21 protein-coding genes are annotated in these 23,808 nt (G+C 61.3%); 13 read left to right on the forward strand and 8 right to left on the reverse strand.

What is annotated here, in order from left to right; translation table 11 throughout:
• Nucleotides 1-2 precede the first annotated feature (2 nt).
• The 13 genes from ACZCED_RS08500 (at nucleotide 3) to ACZCED_RS08560 (ending at nucleotide 17,603) form a co-directional block, all read left to right on the forward strand.
• Nucleotides 3-1,397 (forward strand): cobyrinate a,c-diamide synthase, encoded by a 1,395-nt coding sequence (locus ACZCED_RS08500; protein WP_464860655.1) that lies wholly within the window; start codon nucleotides 3-5, stop codon nucleotides 1,395-1,397.
• A complete protein-coding gene (locus ACZCED_RS08505) occupies nucleotides 1,384-2,001 on the forward strand; it encodes a precorrin-8X methylmutase (protein WP_462969256.1) in 618 nt (205 codons plus the stop codon). Before ACZCED_RS08500 ends, ACZCED_RS08505 begins: the two co-directional genes overlap by 14 nt.
• 95 nt (nucleotides 2,002-2,096) lie before the next feature.
• Entirely contained in the window at nucleotides 2,097-2,831 is a 735-nt protein-coding gene (gene cobI / locus ACZCED_RS08510; RefSeq protein ID WP_462969255.1) for a precorrin-2 C(20)-methyltransferase, read from the forward strand.
• Nucleotides 2,818-3,876, forward strand: coding sequence for a nucleoside recognition protein (locus ACZCED_RS08515; RefSeq protein ID WP_462969254.1), 1,059 nt, complete (start codon nucleotides 2,818-2,820; stop codon nucleotides 3,874-3,876). Before cobI ends, ACZCED_RS08515 begins: the two co-directional genes overlap by 14 nt.
• Before the next feature lie 101 nt (nucleotides 3,877-3,977).
• The gene (locus ACZCED_RS08520; RefSeq protein ID WP_464860620.1) at nucleotides 3,978-5,015 is read left to right on the forward strand and encodes a glycoside hydrolase family 3 N-terminal domain-containing protein; all 1,038 of its coding nucleotides are present in this window, start codon (nucleotides 3,978-3,980) and stop codon (nucleotides 5,013-5,015) included.
• Between the two features lie 377 nt (nucleotides 5,016-5,392).
• Nucleotides 5,393-6,079: a DUF2179 domain-containing protein gene (locus ACZCED_RS08525; RefSeq protein WP_462969252.1), complete on the forward strand. Its 687-nt coding sequence runs from the start codon at nucleotides 5,393-5,395 to the stop codon at nucleotides 6,077-6,079.
• Nucleotides 6,080-6,173: 94 nt separating this feature from the next.
• The gene (locus tag ACZCED_RS08530; RefSeq protein WP_464860656.1) at nucleotides 6,174-7,604 is read left to right on the forward strand and encodes a diadenylate cyclase; all 1,431 of its coding nucleotides are present in this window, start codon (nucleotides 6,174-6,176) and stop codon (nucleotides 7,602-7,604) included.
• A gap of 180 nt (nucleotides 7,605-7,784) precedes the next feature.
• Nucleotides 7,785-8,951: an efflux RND transporter periplasmic adaptor subunit gene (locus ACZCED_RS08535; protein ID WP_464860621.1), complete on the forward strand. Its 1,167-nt coding sequence runs from the start codon at nucleotides 7,785-7,787 to the stop codon at nucleotides 8,949-8,951.
• A complete protein-coding gene (locus tag ACZCED_RS08540; RefSeq protein ID WP_464860622.1) occupies nucleotides 8,948-12,202 on the forward strand; it encodes an efflux RND transporter permease subunit in 3,255 nt (1,084 codons plus the stop codon). The genes ACZCED_RS08535 and ACZCED_RS08540 overlap by 4 nt, the downstream gene beginning before the upstream one ends.
• A gap of 142 nt (nucleotides 12,203-12,344) precedes the next feature.
• Nucleotides 12,345-13,340 carry a calcium/sodium antiporter gene (locus tag ACZCED_RS08545; RefSeq protein ID WP_464860623.1) on the forward strand — a complete coding sequence of 332 codons (996 nt, stop codon included), beginning with the start codon at nucleotides 12,345-12,347 and terminating at the stop codon, nucleotides 13,338-13,340.
• A gap of 119 nt (nucleotides 13,341-13,459) precedes the next feature.
• Nucleotides 13,460-15,118 carry an adenosylcobalamin-dependent ribonucleoside-diphosphate reductase gene (locus ACZCED_RS08550; protein ID WP_462969248.1) on the forward strand — a complete coding sequence of 553 codons (1,659 nt, stop codon included), beginning with the start codon at nucleotides 13,460-13,462 and terminating at the stop codon, nucleotides 15,116-15,118.
• A 73-nt stretch (nucleotides 15,119-15,191) separates the two neighbouring features.
• Nucleotides 15,192-16,751, forward strand: coding sequence for a glycerol-3-phosphate dehydrogenase/oxidase (locus ACZCED_RS08555; RefSeq protein ID WP_464860624.1), 1,560 nt, complete (start codon nucleotides 15,192-15,194; stop codon nucleotides 16,749-16,751).
• A 114-nt stretch (nucleotides 16,752-16,865) separates the two neighbouring features.
• Nucleotides 16,866-17,603 (forward strand): dienelactone hydrolase family protein, encoded by a 738-nt coding sequence (locus ACZCED_RS08560; protein ID WP_462969246.1) that lies wholly within the window; start codon nucleotides 16,866-16,868, stop codon nucleotides 17,601-17,603.
• 11 nt (nucleotides 17,604-17,614) lie between these two features.
• Here ACZCED_RS08560 and ACZCED_RS08565 read toward each other — a convergent pair whose 3' ends face one another.
• The 8 genes from ACZCED_RS08565 to ACZCED_RS08600 form a co-directional block, all read right to left on the reverse strand.
• On the reverse strand, nucleotides 17,615-18,031 hold the full coding sequence (locus ACZCED_RS08565) for a hypothetical protein (protein ID WP_462969245.1): 417 nt from the start codon (nucleotides 18,029-18,031) through the stop codon (nucleotides 17,615-17,617).
• Nucleotides 18,032-18,596: 565 nt separating this feature from the next.
• Nucleotides 18,597-19,205, reverse strand: coding sequence for a flavodoxin family protein (locus ACZCED_RS08570; protein ID WP_464860625.1), 609 nt, complete (start codon nucleotides 19,203-19,205; stop codon nucleotides 18,597-18,599).
• A gap of 37 nt (nucleotides 19,206-19,242) precedes the next feature.
• The gene (locus ACZCED_RS08575) at nucleotides 19,243-20,286 is read right to left on the reverse strand and encodes a ketopantoate reductase family protein (protein WP_462969243.1); all 1,044 of its coding nucleotides are present in this window, start codon (nucleotides 20,284-20,286) and stop codon (nucleotides 19,243-19,245) included.
• 76 nt (nucleotides 20,287-20,362) lie between these two features.
• Entirely contained in the window at nucleotides 20,363-20,761 is a 399-nt protein-coding gene (locus ACZCED_RS08580) for a hypothetical protein (protein WP_462969242.1), read from the reverse strand.
• Nucleotides 20,762-20,794: 33 nt separating this feature from the next.
• A complete protein-coding gene (locus ACZCED_RS08585; RefSeq protein WP_462969241.1) occupies nucleotides 20,795-21,346 on the reverse strand; it encodes a cysteine hydrolase family protein in 552 nt (183 codons plus the stop codon).
• Between the two features lie 97 nt (nucleotides 21,347-21,443).
• Nucleotides 21,444-22,316: an arginase family protein gene (locus ACZCED_RS08590; RefSeq protein ID WP_464860626.1), complete on the reverse strand. Its 873-nt coding sequence runs from the start codon at nucleotides 22,314-22,316 to the stop codon at nucleotides 21,444-21,446.
• Between the two features lie 80 nt (nucleotides 22,317-22,396).
• Entirely contained in the window at nucleotides 22,397-23,056 is a 660-nt protein-coding gene (gene trmB / locus ACZCED_RS08595) for a tRNA (guanosine(46)-N7)-methyltransferase TrmB (RefSeq protein WP_464860627.1), read from the reverse strand.
• A 241-nt stretch (nucleotides 23,057-23,297) separates the two neighbouring features.
• Nucleotides 23,298-23,777 carry a hypothetical protein gene (locus ACZCED_RS08600; protein WP_462969238.1) on the reverse strand — a complete coding sequence of 160 codons (480 nt, stop codon included), beginning with the start codon at nucleotides 23,775-23,777 and terminating at the stop codon, nucleotides 23,298-23,300.
• Nucleotides 23,778-23,808 lie beyond the last annotated feature (31 nt).

A 23,808-nucleotide genomic window follows, 5' to 3' on the forward strand; every position in this document is an offset into this window, starting at 1 on the left:
TCATCGCCGGCACCCACAGCGGGGCCGGTAAAACCACCATCACGCTGGGTCTGATGGCCGCGCTCACTGCCCGGGGGTATAAAGTTGCGCCGTTCAAGGTGGGGCCGGATTTCATCGATCCCGGCCATCACAGCCGGGTCACCGGTCGGGCCAGCCGCAACCTGGACGGGTGGATGCTTTCGCAGGCGTATAACCTGAAAACGTTCGCCAGGCACACCGTCGGTGCCGACATCGCCGTCGTGGAGGGGGTGATGGGCCTGTACGACGGTTATGACGGACGCAGTGAGGCGGGCTCCACCGCCCAGATGGCCAAGTGGCTGGGCCTGCCGGTGGTGCTGGTGGTGGGGGCACGCTCCATGGCCCGCAGTGCAGCCGCCCTGGTGCAGGGATTCGAAGGCTTTGATGATGCGCTCTCCTTTGCCGGTGTGTGCTTCAATCACCTGGGCAGCGACCGCCATCTGGACTACCTGAAAGCGGCCATGGACGGCCACGTGCGCATGCCGGTGCTGGGCGGCCTGATGCGTGATGAAGCCATTGCCATTCCCGAGCGGCACCTGGGGCTGGTGACCCGGGAGGACCATGACCTGTCTGAAGCTGACCGCGGACTCCTGGCGGCCCTGATTGAAAAGCAGCTGGATCTCGATGCCTTGCTTCAGGGGCTGCCGGATCTTGATCTTCAGGAGAATGCGTCGCCTCCCGGAATCGAGACGCAAGTGGCCGGCGTGCGTATCGGCGTGGCCCGGGACGCCGCCTTTTGCTTCTACTACCCGGAGAATCTGGAGCTGTTGGAGGCAGCCGGTGCCCAGCTGGTTTTTTTCTCCCCCCTGACGGACAACCGGCTGCCGGAAGGACTGGACGGTCTTTATTTTGGAGGGGGATATCCGGAACTGCATGCCGGTGTGCTGGCCGGCAACCGGCTGCTGCTCCAGGAGATCCGGCAGGTGAGTCGGATGAATATGCCGATTTACGGTGAATGCGGCGGATTCATGTACCTGTGCCGGGAGATGGGCGATATCGATGGCAATGCCTTCTCGATGACCGGCTGCCTGCCCTTGGCCACGCGCATGCTGGCCCGGCTCAAGGCGTTGGGATACCGGGAGGTCACCCAGTCGATGCCCACGCTGCTGGGACCGGCCGGTCAGGTCATGCGCGGGCATGAATTCCACTATTCCACCATCAGCAGTGAAACGAAAGACCTGACCGGGATCTACCGGATGACCGATCGTGCCGGCATGGAAAAAGCGGCCGAGGGTTTTATGGCCAACCAGACCCTGGGCAGTTATATCCACCTGCATTTCGGAAGCTGCCCGTCGGCTGCCAGGCATTTCGTGAACGCTTGCAGGCGATGGGCTGCCGTAAAAAATAAAAATAAAGGAACCGTTCATGAAACCCAATGAGATCGAGCAGTTGAGTTTTCAAATGATCGACAGCGAGGCCGGCGCCCATGGCTTTTCAGCGGATCAGTGGCCGGTGGTGCGCCGGGTGATTCATACCAGCGCCGATTTTGAGTGGCAGCAGATGATCCGTTTTCACCCGCAGGCCGTTGCGGCCGGCGTAGCGGCCATCCGCAGCGGATGCGCCATCATTACCGACACCAACATGGCCCGTGCGGGTATCCGCCAGCGTGATCTGGTCCGGTTCGGCGGTACGGTCAAATGCTACATGTCCGATGAACGGGTGGCCGAAACCGCCGCGCGCAAAGGCATCACACGGGCCAAGGCGGCCGTGGACGTGGCTGCAGCGGAGCTTGCCGGTGGCATTTACGTGGTGGGCAACGCCCCCACAGCCCTGCTGCGACTGATCGAACTCATGGAACAGGGTGCCGTTCAGCCGGCCCTGGTGGTGGGGTTGCCGGTGGGGTTCGTCAACGCCGCCGAATCCAAGGCCCTTTTGCTGCAATGCGATGTCCCCCATGTCACCAACGTGGGCCGCAAAGGCGGGTCGAACGTGGCGGCAGCCGTGGTCAACGCATTGATCGTCAAGGCCGGAGAAGATCGTTGATCCCGATTTGTTTTCGACGGGGCCACCGGAGACAGCAAACGATTAACGTTGTTGAACACCTTCGGCCAACAACCTAATTACTAACAGGCGACACCATGAACACTATGCATTACGGAACGCTTTACGGCATCGGCGTGGGGCCCGGAGATCCAGATCTGATCCCCTTGAAGTCGGTCAAGATCATCAATCGGGTCGACGTGGTCTTTGCGGCATCCTCCACGAAAAACGCCCACAGCCAGGCGGTCACGATTGCCGCACCGCACATCCCCGAAAACAGCGACGTGCGGCTGCTGCCCTTTCCCATGACCAAGGATCAGGCCGAAAAAGAGGCCTGCTGGCAGGCCCATGCGCGCACTATCATCAGCGAACTGGAAAAAGGCCATGATGTGGCTTTCCTTACCCTGGGAGACTCGCTGACCTACGCCACCTATGGATATGTGCTCAAGTACGTGCTGGCCCTGGCGCCCGGCGCACCGGTCGTCACCGTCCCCGGCATTACCGCCTATCAGGCCGCCGCCGCCCGGGTGAACCGTCCCCTGGTGGAGGGTGAGGAGTCGCTGCTGGTGTTGTCCGGCGTGGAGGGGGGGCACCGCCTGCGCCAACTCTCGGAAATTGTGGACAACGTGGTTTTCATGAAGGCCTATCGCAACGCCGGGGATATCACGGATGCCCTGGAAGAGAAGCACATGCTCGAAAACAGCGTGGCGGTGGCCAACTGCTGCCTGGCAAACGAAGAGGTGATCGAAGACATTCAGACCTTAAAACAGCGCAAACCGGGATACTGGACCCTGATCCTTGCCAAGAAAACCAACAGCCATGAGGCACACTGAGTCCCGGCTTCCCGTTAAAGCCCTGATGGTTTCCGTGGCCTTCTCCATCGTGGTGGTCGGCTGGGGCTGGCTGAAGCTGGAGACGCATACCGTCGAACGCCTGGCCGTGCACTTGTTCTGGCCCCTGGCGCGCCTGCTGGTTTTCATTACGATCGGACTGGTGGTGGGGCAGGCCATCGAGGCCACCGGCTGGACCCGGCGGCTGGCCGTGGTGGCCGCCCCCCTGTTCCGTTTCAGTCACCTGGGGGATCGCTGTTCGGCGGCTTTCACGACATCCTTCATTTCCGGCGTGGCCGCCAACGCCATGCTCTGGGAGTTCTTCAAGGAAGAGAAAATTACCCGCCGGCAATTGTTCCTCAGCAACCTCATGAACCAGTTTCCGGCCTATTTCCTGCATCTGCCGACCACTTTTTTCATCGTGATCCCGCTTACCGGCCGGGCCGGGGCGCTGTACTTTTTTCTGACCTTTGTGGCCCTGGTGGCTCGAACATGGATGGTGATGCTCTATGGCCGTTGGTTCTGCCAGTCAGAAGGGGGTGGGCAAGACACGGCCTACCGGGTGCAGAAACCCCTGGAAACGGGACGGGCAAAAAAGGATGTGGTCGAGACGATTAAAAAACGTCTGCCCGGGCGGATCGCCCGCATCGCCGTATATGTGGTGCCGATTTACACCCTGGTTTTCATGGTCAACGCCATGGGCGGGTTTGATGCGGCCAGGGGGTGGCTGGCCCGTTTCGTGGTCACCAGCGTGCTGCCGATGGAATCCCTGTCGGTCGTCATCTTGAGCTTCGCCGCCGAATTCACGTCCGGTTTTGCCGCTGCCGGCGCCATGATGGAGGCCGGTGTCCTGACCGTCAAGCAGACCGTGATCGCCCTGCTGGCCGGAAACATCGTGGCCTTTCCCATCCGGGCGCTGCGCCACCAGCTGCCCCGGTACATGGGCATCTTCTCACCGGCCATGGGTCTCCAGCTGCTGCTTCTCGGCCAGGGACTGCGCGTGGTCAGCCTGGTCGTCGTCGGTGCGGTTTATTATCTGTTTGTTTGAAGGCGGCCACGGATTCCATGCTCGAATCCTTGACCCCTCGACCCCGATGTGGCTCAATAGAGAAGCCCCTGGTCCAAGAAAACGACCGTAAAGAGAGAACCATGTATCCATACGAAAATGAATTTATGGCCGGCCAGCGACTGATGGTGGGCTTCGACGGAACGGATTTTAACGACGACCTGGAATTTCTCATCGGTACCCTGCAGGTGGGGGGGGTGATCCTCTTCTCACGCAACCTGGGGACACCGGAGCAGATCCGGCAGCTGTGCTCCGACTGCCAGGCCTGCGCCCGGCGGCTCGGCCTGCCGCCGCTCTTCGTCGCCATCGATCAGGAAGGCGGCCAGGTGGCCCGGCTCAAACCGCCGTTTACCCAGTTTGCGGGAAACCCGGCCATGAAGCATGCCGACGACGCCGTCCATTTTGCCAGGGTAACGGCCATGGAACTGAGGCGTCTGGGCGTCAATATGAACATGGCGCCGGTGCTGGACGTCGCTCCGGACGGGGTGAACAGCATCATGGCCGGCCGCGCCTTCGGCAGCGACCCGGCCTGGGTCTCCAGCATGGGCATGACGGTGATCGATCATCTTCAACGGCGTGGAATCATGGCGGTGGCCAAACATTTCCCCGGCATCGGCCGAACCGTGCTGGACAGCCATCTGGCCCTGCCCGACCTGGAGATCGACACCCAGACATTGAGCGACTTCGACCTGATCCCCTTCCAAAATGCCATCCAGGGCAAGGTGGCCGGTATCATGCTCTCGCACATCCGCTACACCGGTATCGATCCGGTCTGGCCGGCCAGCCTGAGCCCGGCCATTGCGGTGGACCTGCTGCGTGGGAAGATGGCCTACGACGGCGTCGTCATGACCGATGACCTGGACATGGGGGCCATCAAACCCAACCACGATATCGCCACCGCCGTGGGCCAGATCCTGGTGGCCGATGTGGACATCGCCCTTATCTGCCACAAAGGCCCCGATATCGAGAGGGCCTGTGAGAAAATTCGCCGCTCGCTGGTTGACGACACCCGTCTCAGGCAGATGGGCGAGCACTCGGTGGACAGGATCCTGGGCCTCAAACGCAGCTACCTCAAGGGGAGCTGGGCGGAGCGGTATGGGAAGCCGGCGGAACCGCGATAGCGAGCGCATTCCCCGCGGCCTGCCGCGGGGAGGGTCCCATTCGCCCGCTCATCACTGAATAGCACAGGTGTGGATCCCCTGCCGGCACGGTACATCCGGTTTCAGCCGGCGGTGAACCATCATTTTCCCTCCATGGCGCCGTGCGGCGTCGATGCGTTCCCGTTTGTTTTTAGGGTTGTTCTTGCCATCGTTGTGATGGCATGGTTAAAGTGGGTATTGAAAAACCACTGCACTTGGTTCTACAGTGTTACCGGCCGGGTTGGCATGCGCACCGATTACCCGTAAACGACAATTTCTCATTGACGGTTTTCCGGACGAACCTGCGCCCGGGAGGTTTTTCAACCCGCATGCGCCGACGGATATGATGGCGACAGCGTTTGGGTTCGATCGAGCCGGGGAAACGTGGGGTTACCGGTTTCGACGAAAAAACCAACTGCCGCCAGTTCACCATCTGCCCGCCCGTCGCAGGCATACGGGTTAAGGGGAAAATTCAATCAATCATGTTCGATCCGCATATTCTCCTGACGGGCGTCGTCATTTTTGTGGCCAGGATCTGCGATGTCTCCATCGGCACCATCCGCACCATCGTCACGGTCCAGGGGAGAACGGTTATTGCCTTTACCCTGGCGATTTTCGAAATCTCCATCTGGGTCACCGTCGTCAGTGCCGTGATCAACCAGATCAAGGATCAGCCCCTGCTGGTCGTTTTTTATGCTTTCGGCTACGCCACCGGCAATGTGGTGGGGATCATGGTGGAGCGCAAGCTGGCCTTCGGGACGATGATCCTGAGAATTATCACCCGCACCGCAGGTCCTGAAATCGCGGCCCACCTGAGAGAAAAGGGGCAACCGGTTACCATTTTCCACGGCGAAGGCATGCGCGGGCCGGTCAACGAATTGTACATTGCCTGCCGTCGCCGGGACCTGAAATGGATCCTTCCCGAGGTGCAGCGTCTTGATCCGAGATTGTTCTACGTCATCGAGCAGGCCCGGGACATGAGCAGAGTGCTCAAGCCGGTACCCACTGCGCTTGGCGGGTGGCGGGCCACCGATAAGCGCAAGTAGCCCGGTTGCCGATGACAATTAAACAAGTGGCGATCCGCCCTGCTGGAACGATACATCGGGCAGACAGACCGCCAAAGGGGTCTGATTGAACTCTGTGGTCATCTTAAAAGAGCTGCTCACCTGGCGATCGGCCGTTGACATCCTGCTGATCGCGGCGGGGCTGTTCTTTTTGTACCGAACCCTCCTTCGCCTGGGCACCTGGGCCATCTTCACCGGCGTACTTTTGGCCACCGCCGTATTCTTCGTGGCCAACTTCCTCGACCTGAAGGGCATCGAGTGGATCTATTCCAACCTGAGCCATGTAGCCCTGATCGCCCTGATCGTGATCTTTCAGCCGGAACTGCGCAAGATTTTCGAGCGGGCCGCCTCGGTCACCCGGCAGGATGTCCAGCAAAAAGAGGATGGCCTGGCCGGCTTGGTGTCCCAATCCCTGTTCATGCTGGCCGAGCAGAAGCGCGGAGCCATCGTCGTTTTTCCGGGTAGGGAGTCGGTCGGAGAATGGCTTTCCGGCGGTTTCAGGCTGGACGCCAAACCCAGCCTCCCCCTGATCATGAGCATCTTCGACCCCAACTCGCCCGGCCATGACGGGGCACTGATCGTCCACAACGGCCTTTTTACCCGATTCGGCGTGCGCCTGCCCGTTTCCGAAAGCCAGCGGCTGGCGGAGGATTTCGGCACCCGCCATCACGCGGCCATGGGGTTGGCGGAACGGACCGACGCCCTGACAGCGGTCGTTTCGGAAGAGCGGGGCAAGGTGTCGATTTTCCGCGACGGCGAGATCACACCGGTGGACAACCCGGCGGCGGTCGAAGCGGCGGTGTTGACCCATTGGCGCGAAACGGCCGCTCCGGCCATTGAAATCCCCACGGGACGGCGGTGGTGGGCCGCCGCATTGCAGCTGCTGCCCAGTTTTATCGTCGCCGGTCTGTTCTGGCTGTCGCTGACCGTGTCCCAGGGGGAGGTGCTGGAAAAAGTGTTCACGGTCCCCGTGGAATACACCCTGACCGCCCCCGACCTGGTGCTCGTGGGCGACAAGGACAACGAGATCCGGATTCACCTGGCCGGGCCGCGGACCAGCCTCGACGGGTTGAGCCCGGCCCAGCTCAGTGTGAAAATCGACCTGTCGAATGCGGTGCCGGGGAAGCAGTCCTTTTATATCACCGATGAGAACCTTCGGCTGCCCAAGAGTGTGACTCTGCTGGATGTGGTTCCCTCGAGCCTGGAGTTGACGCTGGCTGAAATCGTCAAGCGGGAGATCGCCATCAAACCGCAACTGGTGGGGCGGCTTCCCGGCAAGCTGGAAATCCTGACCGTGACCGTCAAACCGGACAAGTTAACGGCGCTGCTGCCCGCCACCGGCGGAAAGGACCAGGTGTCGAGCATCACCACCACGCCCATCTACCTCGAGAATTTCAGGGAGACCACGACGCTGTTCTGCAAGATCATCGCACCGCCGGCCGTCCAGCCGGTCGACAAACGCTGGCCGGACGTGGAGGTGACCATCGAGGTCAGGTCGAAAAAGTAACAGCCCGGTCGATCACGACTACGCCGGCGTCTGCGGAAACCATCCAGAAAGGATAGAATCGGCGGGTCAATCGAAACCTTCCGGACATTTCTGGTTCTATTTCATTCACTGTCCGGCCCATTCGCACGTGAATGTCGCCTTGCCGACGGCACTCAATTTTACAGCAAAAGGAAACCAACCATGCGAACCCTTAATCTGATGGCAGCCACCCTTTTGACAGCCGCCATGGCGTTGTTCAGCTGTTCGGAAAAGATCGAACCGGGCAACACGGCACCGCAGGCAAGCACCGCCGTTGCGGTTCCCGTCATCGAGGTGGCCCATGCCGTTCAGCCGGTGATGTACGATGCCGTCGGTACGGTGAAGGCCCGGGTATCGGCCACGGTATCGAGCAAGTTGATGGGCACCATTCAAGCGTTCACGGTCAAAGAGGGGGACCTGGTGAAATCAGGTGACATACTGGTCCAACTGGACGAGCGCCAGGTCGCCGCCCAGTTGGACCAGGCCCGGGCGGCCCTGGCGGAAGCGCGAAAAGCCGAAACCGGGGCCGTGTCGGCCCAGGCGGCGGCCGAAGCCGGTGCCCAGCGGGCGCTGTTGTCCTATCGCCGCAACCGGACCATGCTGGAAGGCGGGGCCATTACCCAGGAGGCCTTTGAAAGTGTAGAAGCCCAGCATAAGCAGGCCGAGGCCGCCCTGTCCCAGGCCCGGGCGATGGTGGAAGCGGCGCAGTTCCGCATCAACCAGGCCCAGGCGGCGGTCGATGCGGCCACGGTGGCCCGCAAGGATGCCCGGATCCTGGCTCCCTTCGACGGCAAGGTGACGGCCAAGCTGGCCGATACGGGCGCACTGGCCGCGCCGGGGACCCCGTTGCTGTCCCTGGAACGGGAGGGCGGTTACCGGGTGGACCTGGTGGTTCCCGAAGCATACATCCAGTCCGTCCGGATCGGCCAGACGGTGGACGTCCGCATTCCGGCTGCCGGAGACCGACCCCTTGGCGGGACGGTCGATGTGATCGTGCCCTCGGCCGATCAGGGCAGCCGGACGTTCGTGGTGCAGGTGGGGGTCCCGGACACCGAATCCCTGCGATCGGGCATGTTCGCCCGCGTGTCCCTCTCCATCGGCGAACAGCAGACCCTGCGGATTCCTGAATCGGCGGTGGTCCGGCGGGGGCAGTTGACCGGGGTGTTCATTGTGGATGAGAAGCGCACCGCCCGGTTCCGGCTGATCCGCACCGGCCGCGCATACGGCGATCAGGTGGAGGTGATCTCGGGAATCAAGGACGGCACCCGGCTGGTGAGCGCACCATCTCCTGAACTGACCAACGGGTCTGCCGTGGAGCCTGAAAAATGAAAAACGCATACGGTCCTGCCGGTAAAATAGCCAATTATTTCATCAACTCCAAATTAACCCCGCTGATTATCATCGCCTCGGTGCTTCTGGGAATGGCCGCCGTTGTGGCTCTTCCCAGGGAGGAAGAACCTCAGATCATCGTGCCCATGATCGATATTTTCGTTCAGATGCCCGGTTCCGATGCAGCGGAGGTGGAGCAGCGGGTGACCCGTCCCATGGAGAAGCTGCTGTGGGAGATCCCCGGCGTGGAGTACATCTACTCCACCAGCATGCCGGGCATGGCCATGGCGGTGGTTCGTTTTTACGTGGGGCAGAACGAAGAGGAGTCGATCGTGCGGCTCCAGTCCAAGCTCATGGCCAACATGGACCGGATTCCGTGCTGCATCACCCCGCCGTTGATCAAGCCGCGATACATCGACGACGTGCCCATCCTGGCCCTGACATTCTGGAGCGAGGAGGTCGAGCCCTACCTGCTGCGGCGGGTGGCCGCCGAGGTGGAGGACCAGGTCAAGCGTGAGCCCAACGTCTCCATCACCACGCTTATCGGCGGTGAGAGCCGGCGGGTGGAGGTGCAGCTGGACCCGGTGCGCATGGCCGGATACGGTCTGGACCCGGTGGCCGTGGCCCAGCTGGTCTTCGCCGCCAACCAGGCTGCCGATGCCGGCGCCTATCCCTCGCCCGAAGGCCAGATCATTGTCCATTCCGGCGGTTTTCTGAAAACCCCCGATGACGTCAGGAACGTGGTCGTGGCGGTCCACCAGGGACGCCCCGTCTATCTGGGCGACGTGGCCACCATCTCCGACGGTCCGCCGCTTCCGGAATCCTACGTCTTTTTCGGCAGCGGTCCGGCGGCCGGCGAAAAGGGCCTTTCCGCAGACGACGTCAAACGCGCCCCCTATCCGGCGGTCACCCTGACGCTTGCCAAGCGCAAGGGCACCAATGCCATCAGCGTCGCCGACAAGGTGCTGGAACGGGTCGAGACGCTCAAGGGGATGGTTATTCCGGACAACATCAACGTCACGGTCACCCGCCACTACGGAGAGACAGCCAAGGAGAAGAGCGACGAGCTGTTGCTGCACATGCTGATCGCCATCGTGTCGGTCACCGTTCTGATATGGTTCACCCTGGGCCACCGGGAGTCCGGTGTGGTGGCGTTCGCGATCCCGGTCACCCTGGCCCTGACCATGGCGGTCTTCTACCTTTACGGCTACACGCTCAACCGCATCACCCTCTTCGCCCTGATTTTCTCCATCGGCATCCTGGTGGACGATGCCATCGTGGTGGTGGAGAACATCGTGCGCCACTTCCGGCTGCCGGGCAACGAGGGCCGTCCCCGCGTCCAGGTGGCCATCGAGGCCGTAGACGAGGTCGGCAACCCGACCATCCTGGCCACCCTGACGGTCATCGCCGCCATCCTGCCCATGGCATTCGTCGGCGGCCTCATGGGACCCTACATGCGGCCCATACCGGTGGGGGCCTCGGCGGCCATGGTTTTCTCCCTCATCGTGGCCTTCATCGTCACTCCCTGGGCGGCATACCGCCTGCTGGGCCGCAAGGGCCACGGCCACGGTGACGCCCACGAGGCGGAGGACCGGGCTACCCGGCTGTACCGCAACGTCATGGACCATCTGCTGCACAATCGTGTGTGGCGATGGTCATTCCTGATCGGTGTGGCCGCCCTGCTGCTGGGGGCCTGTGCCATGGTGGCCGTGGGGCTGGTCAAGGTGAAGATGCTGCCCTTCGACAACAAGAGCGAATTCCAGGTGATCCTGGACATGCCCGACAGCGCCACCCTCGAGGACACGGCAGCCGTGGCCTTCGAGATGGGGGACTACCTGGCGACGGTCAACGAGGTGGTCGACTACCAGATCCACACCGGCACCGCCGGGCCATTCAACTTCAACGGCCTGGTGCGCCACTACTACCTGCGCCGGTCGCCGAACCTGGCCGACATCCAGGTCAACCTGGCCGGCAAGGGACACCGCAAGCAGCAGAGCCACGAGATCGCCAAGCGGGTGCGGCCGCCGCTGCAGGCCATCGCCGAGCGTTACGGGGCCAGGGTAAAGGTGGCCGAAGTACCTCCCGGTCCGCCGGTACTCTCCACCCTGGTGGCCGAAGTGTACGGCCCCGACTACGACCGCCAGCGTGAGCTGGCCCTGAAGATTCGCGACATTTTCGAACAGACCGACGGGGTGGTGGATGTGGACTGGTACATGGAAGAGGCGCAGATCCGCTACCAGATCGAGGCGGACCAGGAAAAGGCCGCCCTGCACGGTATCAGTGTTGCCCACATCACCCGGACCCTGCAGGCCGCCCTTTCCGGTTCCAGGGCCGGCCTGTTGCACCAATCACTGGAAAAGGAGGATGTGGCCATCGTGCTTCAGCCGCCCCTGGCCCTGCGGGCCGGTCTCGACCTGCTCAAGGCCATCAGCGTCAACGCCGCCGACGGCCGCATGGTGACCCTATCCGACCTGGTGACCGTCAAGCGCACCCCGCTGGACCGCAGCATCTACCACAAGAACCTCATGCCGGTGGTCTATGTGATCGCCGATGTGGCCGGCGCCAAGGAGAGTCCGGTTTATGCCATCCTGGAGCTGCGCAAGAAGATCGACGCCATCACCCTTCCCGAGGGGTACCGCATCGCCCAGCATACGGCGGCCCTGCCCGAGAGCGACCAGCGCTTTGCCATGAAGTGGGACGGTGAGTGGCACATCACCTACGAGGTGTTCCGCGATCTGGGCATGGCCTTTGCCGTGGTGCTGGTGCTGATTTTCGTCCTGGTGGTCGGCTGGTTCCAGTCCTTTTCCACGCCGGTGGTGATCATGGCGGCCATCCCCTTCTCCCTGATCGGCATCCTGCCGGCCCACTGGGCCATGGGCGCCTTTTTCACGGCGACATCCATGATCGGTTTTATCGCCGGCGCGGGCATCGTGGTGAGAAATTCAATTATCCTGGTGGATTTCATCGAGCTGCGGCTCTCCGAAGGGGCGCCGCTGGACCAGGCCGTCATCGATGCCGGGGCGGTGCGCTTCCGGCCCATGATGCTCACCGCCGCCGCCGTGGTGGTGGGGGCCTCGGTGATTCTCTTCGACCCCATTTTCCAGGGGCTGGCCATTTCTCTGATGGCCGGCGAGGTGGCCTCGCTGCTCTTTTCGCGCATGACGGTGCCGATTCTCTATTTTCTGGACAAGCGATGGGAATTCGCACACGGGCATGGCGGGGGCGCCAGAAAAGCGGTCGACGGTGCCTGATATCGGCAACCGGCATAATCTGAGCCGGCGCCACGCCGGCAACTGCGTTTCCTTGCGGCTGCCGGCGCAAAGGCGTTGCCCCGTGCCGGGGCGGTAATACCGGCATGGGCATAATCACTCGCATAAATGGCGGTTGCTTCTCATGTTAATTCCTTTGCTGTTGATGCTGGCCGGGTTTTTCATTCTGATCAAAGGCGCCGACCTGTTTGTGGATGGCGCCGCGCGCCTTGCCCGGGGGTTGCATGTCTCTCCCATGGCCGTCGGCCTGACCGTGGTGGCCTTCGGCACCTCGGCCCCCGAGCTCTTCGTTAATATCTCGGCCGGGATCAGCGGCAACACCGATCTTGCCCTGGGCAACGTGGTGGGCAGCAACATTGCCAATATCCTTTTGATCCTGGGCATTTCGGCGTTGATCCGGCCGCTCACCGTTTCCAAGGGGACCGTGTGGAAGGAGATCCCTTTCGGCCTGCTGGCAGCGCTGATGCTGTGGGTCCTGGCCAGCGACGTTTACATCGACGGAGCCGCCCGTTCGACGATCACCCGTTCGGACGGCCTGGTGCTGCTGGGTTTCTTCGGCATCTTCATCGCGTACACCGCGTCCATTGCCGCGCCGGTTGCCGGCCTGCCGGATGTCAACCCGGCACCGGCCGGGAAGGCGGCTCAAATTACCCTGAAAATGGTCATCGGCTTTTGCGGTCTGCTTTTCGGGGGGCGCTGGATCGTGGACAGCACCGTCATCTTGGGGGACTTGCTCGACGTTCCCCGGGCCGTCATGGGGCTGACGGTGGTGGCGGTGGGGACCTCTCTGCCCGAACTGGCCACCTCGGTCATGGCCGCCAGGCGGGGAGACGTCGAGATTGCCGTGGGAAACGTGGTCGGCTCCAACATCTTCAATGTGTTTTTCATATTGGGTGTCAGTGCGGTCATCCGGCCGCTGCCCTTCAACCCGGCGTCCAATGTGGACATGGCCGTCATGATGGCCGCCAGCATCCTTTTGTTCATCTTCATGTTTACCGGTCGGCTGCGAATTATGGACCGGTGGGAAGGGGTGCTGGCCCTGCTGATTTATTGCATCTACATCGCCTACCTGCTGCTGCCCATCATTTCTCCCGGCTTCCCGGCGGGTTCAGGCGGTTGATCGAAGATGAAACGGCGTTAAATCGTGATTATCTTATCTGTCATGTGACTGGACGCAGTGCTGCGGAGACGGAGCCAACCCCTGCTTGAGCGCACCAATCTAATCTGAAAGGCGGATTCATGGGCATCGATCATCTCACCCCGCTGGCCGGGGAAGTTTTCAAAAAGCGTTATCTTGCCCGCAACTACCGGGGAGAAACCATCGAAACACCGGCGGATGTGTTTTCGCGGGTGGCACGGGTGGTAGCCGAGGCGGACCGGCTCTTCGACGCCGGCGCCTCGGTGCGGGACACGGCGAATCGCTTCGAGTCGGCCATGACCTCGCTCTCTTTTCTGCCCAATTCCCCCTGCCTGATGAACGCCGGCCGGCCGCTGGGGCAGCTGGCCGCCTGTTTTGTGCTGCCGGTGGAGGACCACCTGGAGTCCATCTTCCAGAGCCTCAAGGATGCCGCCCTGATTCACCACACCGGCGGCGGAACCGGATTCTCCTTCAGCCGCCTGCGTCCTGCCGGGGATACCATTTTCCCCGCATCGGGCGTGACCGGCGGCCCGGTATCGTTCATCCAGCTGTTCGATGCGGCCACCCACCTCATCGATCGCAACCGCATCCGACCCGGTGCCAACATGGGCGTGCTGCATGTGAGCCACCCGGACATCGAGGTATTCATCCAGGCTAAGCGGGACCGCCGCCAGCTATGCAATTTCAATCTTTCCGTGGCTGTGGACGATGCTTTCATCGATTGTGTGAAGGCGGGCGGCGACTACCCGCTGATCCACCCGCGAACCGGCGCCGAGGTGGCCCGGGTGCCGGCGGCCGACCTGCTCGGCCTGATGGCGAAAAGCGCCTGGGAAACCGGTGACCCCGGCATCCTGTTCATCGACCGCATCAACCGGGCCAATCCCACTCCCAAAATGGGGCCCCTGGAGGCCACCAACCCCTGCGGTGAGCAGCCGCTTCTGCCCTTTGAATCCTGCACGCTGGGTTCCATCAACCTGACCCGGGTCATCGGTGGCAACGCCATCGACTACGGCAAACTGGAGTCGCTGGTGCACCTGGCAGTCCATTTTCTGGACAATGTGGTGGAGGTGAACCGGCACCCCATCGCCCGCACCGGGGAATGGAGCCGGATGAACCGCAAGATCGGGCTCGGTGTCATGGGATTTGCCGACATGCTGATCCTTCTCGGCGTATCCTACCAGAGCGAGCGGGCGTTGGCCCTGGCCGGAGAGATCATGTCCCGGATCCAGCAGTATGCCGAGGCGGCGTCGGCCGAGCTGGCTGCCAGGCGGGGAAATTTTCCCGCTTTTCAACAGAGCGTGTTTCCGGCCAGGGGAGTGAAGCGGCGGCGCAATGCCACCCTGACCACCGTGGCGCCCACCGGCACCATCAGCATCCTGGCCGGGGTGAGCAGCAGCGTCGAGCCCGTCTTCGCCTTTGAAGTCGAGCGCCGCATCGTGGACCAGATTTATACGGACATCCACCCCATTTATGCGCAATACCTGCAGGCGGGGCGCGAGATAGACAAACGCATCTTTCAGACCGCCTGGGATGTCTCCCCGCACTGGCACCTGAAGATCCAGGCCGCTTTCCAGAAATATACGGACAACGCCGTTTCCAAAACGGTGAACCTGCCCGAATCCATCACCGCAGACGAGATTCGAACCCTCTTTCTGGAAGCCGCCGACATGAACCTCAAGGGTGTCACGGTTTACCGCGACCGGTCCCACCCGGATCAGGTCCTTTCCGCCTGCTCCTTAAAAAACGAGGAATGTTCGTGATTGGGGAATGGTGGGAATGAAACCGTTTCACGCGGCACCTGAATAAGGTTTTCCTAAAAAACGAGGAGATTCCATGAATCGGAAACAATCCATCGAAACCATCCACAGCTACGACAGTTACTGGGATGTCCTGGTGATCGGCGGCGGCGCCACCGGCCTGGGGTGCGCGCTGGATGCGGCGTCGAGGGGATACAAGACCCTGCTGGTGGAGCAGCACGATTTCGCCAAGGGCACCTCCAGCCGCAGCACCAAGCTGGTTCATGGTGGCGTGCGCTACCTGCAGCAGGGCAATATCTCACTGGTTCTCGAAGCCCTCCACGAGCGGGGACTGCTGATGCAGAACGCTCCGCATCTGGTTCGGAACCAGGCTTTTATCGTGCCCAACTACGAGTGGTGGGACGGTCCTTTTTACGGTGTGGGACTGAAGGTGTATGACCTTCTGGCCGGCCGGCTGGGTCTGGGCCCCTCCAAGTGGCTGTCCAAAGCGGAAACCCTCAAACGCATCCCAACCCTGGAGCCGGACCAGCTTCGCGGCGGCGTGATCTACTACGACGGCCAGTTCGACGATGCCCGCCTGGCCGTCAACCTGGCCCAGTCGATCGAGGATGCCGGTGGCGTTCCCGTCAACTACATGCAGGTGACCGGCCTGACCTATTCGGGGAAGATGATTGACGGGGTAAGGCTCAAGGACGCCATCGACGGCGGTGAACGAGAGGTCCGCGCCCGGGTGGTAGTCAATGCAACCGGAATTTTTACCGACGACATCCTGCACATGGACCAGCCCGCGGCGGCACCGATCATCACCCACAGCCAGGGTGTTCATCTGGTGCTGGACAAACGGTTCTTAAAGGGGAACACGGCCATCATGGTTCCCCAGACCGAAGACGGACGGGTCTTGTTCGCCGTTCCCTGGCACGACCGGGTGCTGGTGGGCACGACCGACACGCCGGTGGATCGGGCCAGCCTCGAGCCCCGTCCCCTCGAGGAAGAGATCGCGTTCATCCTCAAGCATGCCGCCCAGTACATGGTGGAGGACCCCACCCGAAAAGACATCCTGTGCGTCTTCGCCGGCCTGCGGCCGCTGGTCGGGGAGGGCGAGGGCAAAAAGACCGCCGCCATCTCCCGGGATCATCACCTGACGGTGTCCGAGTCGGGCCTGGTGACCATCACCGGCGGCAAATGGACCACTTACCGCAAGATGGCCGAAGACACGGTCAACCAGGCAGCCCTGATCGCCGGGCTGCCGGAAAGCGAGTGCCGGACGCGCAAGCTGCGCATTCACGGGTGGCTGAAGAACATGGACCCGGAAGATCCCCTTTGCGCCTATGGTTCCGATGCGGTTTTCATCCGGCGGATGATCGACGCAGACCCCTCGATGGGAGAAAAGCTGCACGACCGTCTGCCTTACGTGAAGGCGGAGGTCGTCTGGGCCGTTCGCCATGAAATGGCCCTGACCCTGGAAGATGTCCTGGCCCGCCGCACCCGCTCCCTGATCCTGGACGCTGCCGCCAGCATGGAGATTGCTTCTGCCGCGGCGGACCTGATGGCAAACGAACGGGGGTTGGGATCGACATGGCGGCAACAGCAGGCGTCCGCATTCAGAACGCTGGCCAGGGGGTATCTGCCGGACTGAGGACTGATGACGGAAGCCGGAGGACGGCGGTCAGCGGTCATCGGTCGAAAGACAGGTGGCCGATTTATAAGAACGGAGGATTAAAACGAAAACCAGAAAACATGGAGGGTTGCCATGAAATATATATACGCGCTGCTGTTTGCGATCCTGTTTGCGGCCACTGCCGCGGCGGGCGGGCAGACGGTCGCCTATGATGTCAAGGGGGAGGCCTTCGAAGGCTATTTTGCCTCTCCGGCGGACAATGCCCCCTTCGTGCTGCTGATCCATGACTGGGACGGCCTGACCGATTATGAAGTCAAACGGGCCGACATGCTGGCTGAAAAAGGGTACGCGGTCTTTGCCGCCGATCTGTTCGGTGCCGGGGTCAGGCCCACTGAAGTCAAAGACAAGCGCCAGCATACCGGCGAGCTTTACAAGGACCGGGAACGCATGCGCAGCCTGATGAATGGCGCGCTGGATGCGGCCAGGGCCCGAGGCGCCCGCGTGACCAACGCCGTGGCGATGGGGTACTGCTTCGGCGGTGCCGCCGTGCTCGAGTTTGCCCGGGCAGGGGCTGCCATGAAAGGTTTTGTCACTTTCCACGGCGGATTGAGCACGCCGGAAGGCCAGGATTACGGCAAGACGAAGGGGAAACTGCTGATATTGCACGGTTCGGCCGACACGGCGATCACCATGGATCATTTTGCCATGCTGGCCAATGCGATGGAGGAAAAAGGCGTGCCGCACGAAATGATCTCATACGGCGGTGCACCGCACGCCTTCACCGTTTTTGGCTCCGACCGGTACAGAAAAGATGCAGATGAGAAGTCATGGAAGCGGTTTGTAGAATTTTTGGAAGAGACCTTGAGGTAGAATGGAGAGCATCAGGCCACTTTGAGAAATTCCACCTTCTTGACCCCGCTGGTGAACCCCAGCGTGTTGGAGATCATGTCCAGGTTGTCTCTCAGGGCCGTGATGCGGTGCTCGCCGATGGGAAAATCCTTACCGATGGTTTTGGCCATTGAGGCGAGAAGTTTGACCCGCTGGTAGAAAACATGGTCGAAATCCATCCCGTCCTTGGACGGCTGTTCGCTGCGCACGGGGATCAATTGCTCCAGGTCAACGCTTTCGGCGGCGATGTAACGCGCATTGCCGACCAGGGCCTTCTTGCGCATCGCACCGAACGGATACCCTTCCAGAAAGGCTCGCGTCATAACGATCAACAGCTTGAGCCGTGAGATGAATATATGGTCCAGGTCCATTTCACCGGCTTTGTCGGGCGCAGCACCGAACCGCAGCATGGAATTCCTTTCTCAATTGTCGAATGGGGATTTTATCGGTATGCGATTGAGAAAAAGCAAAAACCGAACCACACGCGGCATTTTTATACAAAGCGGGGGTAAGGCGATTAACCGGCTTCAATAACAGGAAATACAAAAAAGCGGCCGCAGCCGTCGGGTGGTTTGGGTGTGTAACAAAAAGTTCACATTGTTTCTTTTTTGTTATAGTCAGTGTGGGAAAAATTACATGGGAAAAATTTTGCTCACACCATTGGCGCCTGATCCAATCCTCCCCGCGGCGCCGACGATCGCGGGATCTCCGATACCCGGTATCTTGGCTCCGTTCCGGCAATCGACGGGGTTCGCGCCCGCTGTCGCGGCCCTGCGCCCCCTGTGAGAGAAACCCCGCACTGCGGTTTTGATTGCCGACCGCCTGCCGCCGGATCTGTCGATCTTAACCGGCTGGTGAAAACGATTCCGCCTGGCCATGCAGCGTTAAAACTTGGCTCACCATGCTCATCCACCACCCATCAACTGCGCTTTTTCGCCATATTTTGCCTTGTCCTGCCGGCGCTCAAGACGTTTTTCAACACCCTGTTACAAGTCCGGCACCGGCGGCCCTGGCTTTTTCCAGCAGCGCGAGGTCATTGCCGGCCGACTGGCGGTCGATGTCCGCCCCGTATTGATGGAAAAAATCATAGTGTTGCGCGCCCAGCGAGAGCGGGATCAGGTTCAGCCACTCGTTGAGATGATCGTAAAACTGAGGAAACAGCGCCGGTGGTTCGGGATCGCCGCGGGAGATCACGAACAGCATGCGTTTGCCCGCCGGAAATGCTGAATCGATGGCCGGCTGGCCGGTCTGCGGGTTTTCCTTGAATTCCAGGAACGAATAGAGCCGGTCCACCAGCATCTTGAATTGTGCCGTCACGTGAAACCAATACACCGGCGTTCCCATGACGATCGCATCGTAGGCCGTCATTTCCTGCATCAATGGAGTCAGGTCGTCCTTTTGCACGCATCGTCCCGGATGCTTTTTGCAGCCTTCGCACCCGACGCACCCGTTGACATCCAACTCTCTCAGGTTGACCAGGCGGGTCTGTGCGCCCTCGCGGGCGGCACCTGCCAGAACGGCTTCCACCAGGGTCTGGGTGTTGGCTCCTTTTCGGGGGCTTGCATTGATGCCGATCAGTTTCATAAACCCTCCTTTCGCTTTATGGTTGGTCAGCCGGCAATCAGCGGTGATCGAATACCGGGTCATCGAGGTTGGCCGCGCCAATGCTGCGGCTGCCGTCCTGGATCTGATGCACCATGGCGACCACTGCATCGTTGGCCGGCACAGGCACACCGTGGACGCGCGCCTTGTCGCAGATATACCCATTGAGAAAATCGATCTCCGTGGGCCGGCCGCGCTCTAAAGACTGAAGGCTGGAGGATTTGATGCGCCGGTATTTGAAGCCGATCATCCGGATGAACAGGTCCCGTTTGAACTGCCTGATTTTCCCCTGGCCTTCAAGGAAGCGGTAGAAATTCAACCGGCCGCCGGCCGCCGGCTCCACCCGGATGCCCATGGCATCGGCCACGGCCATGGCTTCACGCATCATTTCGATGAACAGCCGCCGTATCCGTTTTTCTGCCAGCAGCCGTCCCAGGGTTACGCCCGCGATTACCCCCAGGGAGTTGATGCAGGCGTTGATGATCAGCTTGGCGTACAGATGACCGATGATGTTCGCGGTCGTCCGGGTGGGTTGCACCGCCTCCAGCATCGCCTGGATGGGCATCAGCCGCCCCGCGTCGGCGCCTTGATCCCAGTTGCCGATGACGAACTCCCCCGGTGAGGTCACCTCGATCGATCCCGGTCCGGTCTGGGTGGCCCCCCAGCCCACCACGCAGCCGACGATTCGATCGGGGCCGACCACCCGGGCCAGGGCCTCTTCGGCGACGCCGTTCTGCAGGGAGACGAGAAGGGCATCGGTTTTTAAGCGGGGCATCAGCGTCCTGGCAGCAGCGACACAGTCATTGGCCTTGGTTGCCAGGAAAACGATTTCGATGTCATCGGGCAGGTCGTCGGCCGTCCTGACCGCCTTGAGCGCAATGCGGTGGTCCCCTTTCAGGCCACTGACGTGAAGCCCCCCGCCGGTTGCGCGGTCAACGATCTCCTGGTGGCGGCACACCAGGATCGGGTCCCATCCGGCTTTTTTCATCAATGCCGCGGTGACGCCGCCGATGGCACCGGCGCCGATCACGGCGACCTTGCTGGTTGTGATGTGGTTTGTCATATTATTTTCAATCGCTTAGGGTTGTCCATGGAACAATGGGTGTACAACTTCCGGCCTAGCGCCGTGCGGCTGTATTTCAGGTGCCATGCCGGGTGCTCAGCAGCGCCATGGCGAGTTCCGCGCTGCTGATCCCGACCAGGAGCACAACCAGAAACCATAAAAAGACCCGGCCGTGCAGCGGCAGGGACAAACCGCCGAAGACCAGCCAGGCGCAAAGCACCAGGCCGCCGCACAGGTTGATGGCGACCGCGCCGACCAGACCCAAACCGCCGCCGTGTCCTGTCGTATGGCGACTTTCGATCACGAGGGCGATGCCGATGCCGAACAGGACCCCGCCGAGAATGGTCGGGTAAAAGCCATGGGCGGCCGGCGGCACGCCAAGTAGCCTGACCAGCCCGTCGGAAAAGGCGAGCAACAGCAGCCCCAGCAGCAGGTTGATCGTGGCGTCGATGGCGAGCAGTGTAACGCGTCGCATGACCTCACCTCCATAGCACGGCTTCCCAGCCGGTTACACCATGTTTTCAAGGATGGCCCCGGTCGATCGAACCGTCGCGTAGGAACCGGACAGGGCCGCCATGAAGGCGGCATGGACCTGCCATGCCTGGATGTTTTTGTCTTTGAAGGTCAAATCTTTTGTGGCGCAGGCATCTTCGGCAACCATGCAGGTGAAGCCCAGATCGAACGCCGCCCGGACCGTCGCATCGATGCACATGTGGCTCATGGCCCCGCAGATGACGATATCGGCGATGTTGCGCTGGTTGAGGATCTCCAGGAGCGGGGTGCCGCGAAAGCTGTTGGGGAAGTTCTTGACGACGACGCGTTCATCCGCCTGGGGAGCGACCTGTTGATGAATCTGCGCCCCGTCAGTGTCGGGCAGGAAAAAGGTCGCCCCCGCACGGGCGGCGATGTGCTGGACATGGACGACCGGCTTTTCTTTTTTCCTAAATTCATCCAGCAGCCGCCGGGCGTTGGCTGCGGCGGCACCGATGCCGACCAGTTCCATGCGGCCGCCGGGAAAGTAATCGTTTTGAAGGTCAACCAGCATCAGGCATGTGTCCATGTTTCCTCCTCATCGCTATAGATAAACGCTATCCTCGCTTCACGTCACCGCCCGGCCGGCGGCTGCCGGGTTTCACGGGCGGGCTGACCTTTCCGGATCAGGCACGGCTTATAAGTACCTCGGCAATCAGATTGACCAGCCGGACACCGGCACTGCCGTCCAGGTCCAGGTCGGGATGATAACAGGCGATGCTCATTCCAACGGTCCGTCCCCCGGCGTTCACCAGTTGCAGAAACGTCGAGGTTTCTGCAACGGTCAGCCCCTCGGGTTCCGGATACATGACCGGCATGAGTTGCGGATCGATGACGTCCACATCGAAATGGAGCCATAAGGGCAGGCCGTTTCGGGTAAATCGGTCCAGCCCTTCGGTCACGACCGCATGGATGCCTCTTTCCGCCATCTGTTGTCGATCGTAGACCCGGATAGGCGACCGGTCAATCCCGTCCCGGGCCCGGATGCCGTAGACCACGACATTTTTTTCTTCCAGCAACGGGTATTTGCCGGCCACATGGGTGATCTCATGGGGGCCGCGGCCGGTCAATACGGCCAGCTCCATATCCGCGGGGTCGCCCGTGGGCGAGGTCTCGGGGCTGTGGAAATCCGCGTGGCCATCCAGGAAAACGAGACCCACCGGGGTCTGCTTGTTGGCAAAGGCGGCCAGGATGCCCACCAGCATGCTGCAATCGCCGCCCAGCAGCAGCACGAAGGCTTCCCGATCGATCATGTCGCCGACTTTCTCCGACAGGCATTGCGACAGCGCAACCCATGACCGATAATCCCTGATTCCCGTCTGCGGGTCCCGGACGCCCTGGAATCGAAATCCGGCCAGGTCCCCACGGTCGGTGACCGAATGCCCGGTTGATGCCAGTCGCCGGACCAACTGCGCATGGCGAAGGCCGTCCGCCGGGTTCTCCCAATGCGGCGGCCTACCCAGACCGTTGAACGGGGTCCCCAGAATTTCAATACGCATAGGTCAGTCCCTCCCGGCATGACCGAAAAAGATACGCCCCGCCCGGCATGGCTGAAGGCAGACACCCGGCGGGTGAATCGTCAGGTCAGCTTAAAAGCCATGAATTGGATGGCCGCTCCCCTTGCCCGCGCGGCATGCTCGTATGCCGAAACCACGTCACGGGCGACAGATACGCTGCCGCCGGTCCGGGGCGCGGTCTCCGATTCGACGATTTCGCGCCCGCCCCATCGCCGGACCGATTCCCGGGTATAATAATAGAGCAGACCGCTGTCCGTCTTGAGATAGACCGTGCCGCCGGGGATCAGCAGGTTCGCATAGGCGTCAAGAAAGAAGGCGGCGGAAAGCCGGGACTTGACAGCCCGCTGCTTCGGGTGCGGGTCGGGAAAGGTCAGCCAGATCTCGTGGATCGAGTGCTGCAGAAAAAAATCACCGATGCGTTCGATCCGCGCCCGCAGGAAGTGAACATTGTCAAGGCCCCGGGCAAGCGCCTTTTCTGCGCCGACACACATGCGATGGCTCTTGCAGTCGATTCCCACACACAGTTTGCGCGGGTTGGCGGCGGCGAATGCAAGCGCGTGTTCGCCTTTGCCGCAGCCCAGTTCGAGGATCCGTTGCATGCCCTGGTACCGTTCGTCGTACCAGGGATAAGAGCGAGGCGATGGGGACTCGCCGAACTCCGAAAAGGTGACATTGGGCAGATGTTTGACCCGTTCGTACTTGAAAAGCTTGTTTTTAGGCATGCTCAGTCCTGCCAGTGCGCTTTCCGGCGCGTTGTCAATGAATCGGTCGTGGTTGCCTCGCAAAACTCACCATGGCGGCGGGAAGGCTCGACCCGCCGTGCCGCCCACCGGTCGAACCCGCTTTTACACGCCTCCCTCGGGGTTGCCATGCGCTCTCGACACCCGACGGGATGCGGTGGGGCAGGGGGGCGTTTCATGCCGGACATCCGGCGCCGTGCCCCCGGGCGCTTCGAACGGGTCGTCAGGTCTTTCTTTTCATCTTGATCCAGGTGCCGATTTTGCTGCCTGCCAGCGAACAAAGGGGAAGGATCAACAACAGCGGGACGAACCCCTGCACTTTTGATGGTAGCGCCCCCGGGGGCAATCCAGGATAAAGGCCCGTGTAGCCGATCAGCCCCTTGATTTGGGCGTACAGGTTCACGGCAATCGCACCGGCGACAAACAGCAACAGCCGTTGCCTGGTGGCGTCGGTGAAATAACTCAACCCCATCGCAAAACCGAAACACAGCGCGATTACCGCCATGTTTGCGAACAACATGCTGACCATATAAATCAAAATGGATGATTCGGTGTTTGCGTTGGCTGCCCTGGCGGTCTCGATCAGCATGGGGGACAGGATATACGAGAACAGGAATGTCGACGAATACCAGGACAGGAAACCCGCACCCAGCCATATGAGTGGAACCAGCCACTTTCTATAGCCCCTGCGACGGTTTAGCATTTGAAATGATTTCCTCATTGCGGCTGTTTTC

Source organism: Desulfosarcina sp., assembly GCF_055467485.1.

Excerpts from the sequence above, each read along its gene's own strand:
- ACZCED_RS08560 (WP_462969246.1), top strand. The coding sequence starts at position 16,866 with ATGAAATATATATACGCGCTGCTGTTTGCGATCCTGTTTGCGGCCACT.
- ACZCED_RS08550 (WP_462969248.1), top strand. The coding sequence starts at position 13,460 with ATGGGCATCGATCATCTCACCCCGCTGGCCGGGGAAGTTTTCAAAAAG.
- ACZCED_RS08580 (WP_462969242.1), bottom strand. The coding sequence starts at position 20,761 with ATGCGACGCGTTACACTGCTCGCCATCGACGCCACGATCAACCTGCTG.
- ACZCED_RS08555 (WP_464860624.1), top strand. The coding sequence starts at position 15,192 with ATGAATCGGAAACAATCCATCGAAACCATCCACAGCTACGACAGTTAC.
- ACZCED_RS08565 (WP_462969245.1), bottom strand. The coding sequence starts at position 18,031 with ATGCTGCGGTTCGGTGCTGCGCCCGACAAAGCCGGTGAAATGGACCTG.
- ACZCED_RS08535 (WP_464860621.1), top strand. The coding sequence starts at position 7,785 with ATGCGAACCCTTAATCTGATGGCAGCCACCCTTTTGACAGCCGCCATG.
- cobI (WP_462969255.1), top strand. The coding sequence starts at position 2,097 with ATGAACACTATGCATTACGGAACGCTTTACGGCATCGGCGTGGGGCCC.
- ACZCED_RS08570 (WP_464860625.1), bottom strand. The coding sequence starts at position 19,205 with ATGAAACTGATCGGCATCAATGCAAGCCCCCGAAAAGGAGCCAACACC.
- ACZCED_RS08505 (WP_462969256.1), top strand. The coding sequence starts at position 1,384 with ATGAAACCCAATGAGATCGAGCAGTTGAGTTTTCAAATGATCGACAGC.
- ACZCED_RS08515 (WP_462969254.1), top strand. The coding sequence starts at position 2,818 with ATGAGGCACACTGAGTCCCGGCTTCCCGTTAAAGCCCTGATGGTTTCC.
- ACZCED_RS08600 (WP_462969238.1), bottom strand. The coding sequence starts at position 23,777 with ATGCTAAACCGTCGCAGGGGCTATAGAAAGTGGCTGGTTCCACTCATA.
- trmB (WP_464860627.1), bottom strand. The coding sequence starts at position 23,056 with ATGCCTAAAAACAAGCTTTTCAAGTACGAACGGGTCAAACATCTGCCC.
- ACZCED_RS08585 (WP_462969241.1), bottom strand. The coding sequence starts at position 21,346 with ATGGACACATGCCTGATGCTGGTTGACCTTCAAAACGATTACTTTCCC.
- ACZCED_RS08540 (WP_464860622.1), top strand. The coding sequence starts at position 8,948 with ATGAAAAACGCATACGGTCCTGCCGGTAAAATAGCCAATTATTTCATC.
- ACZCED_RS08575 (WP_462969243.1), bottom strand. The coding sequence starts at position 20,286 with ATGACAAACCACATCACAACCAGCAAGGTCGCCGTGATCGGCGCCGGT.
- ACZCED_RS08520 (WP_464860620.1), top strand. The coding sequence starts at position 3,978 with ATGTATCCATACGAAAATGAATTTATGGCCGGCCAGCGACTGATGGTG.
- ACZCED_RS08545 (WP_464860623.1), top strand. The coding sequence starts at position 12,345 with ATGTTAATTCCTTTGCTGTTGATGCTGGCCGGGTTTTTCATTCTGATC.
- ACZCED_RS08590 (WP_464860626.1), bottom strand. The coding sequence starts at position 22,316 with ATGCGTATTGAAATTCTGGGGACCCCGTTCAACGGTCTGGGTAGGCCG.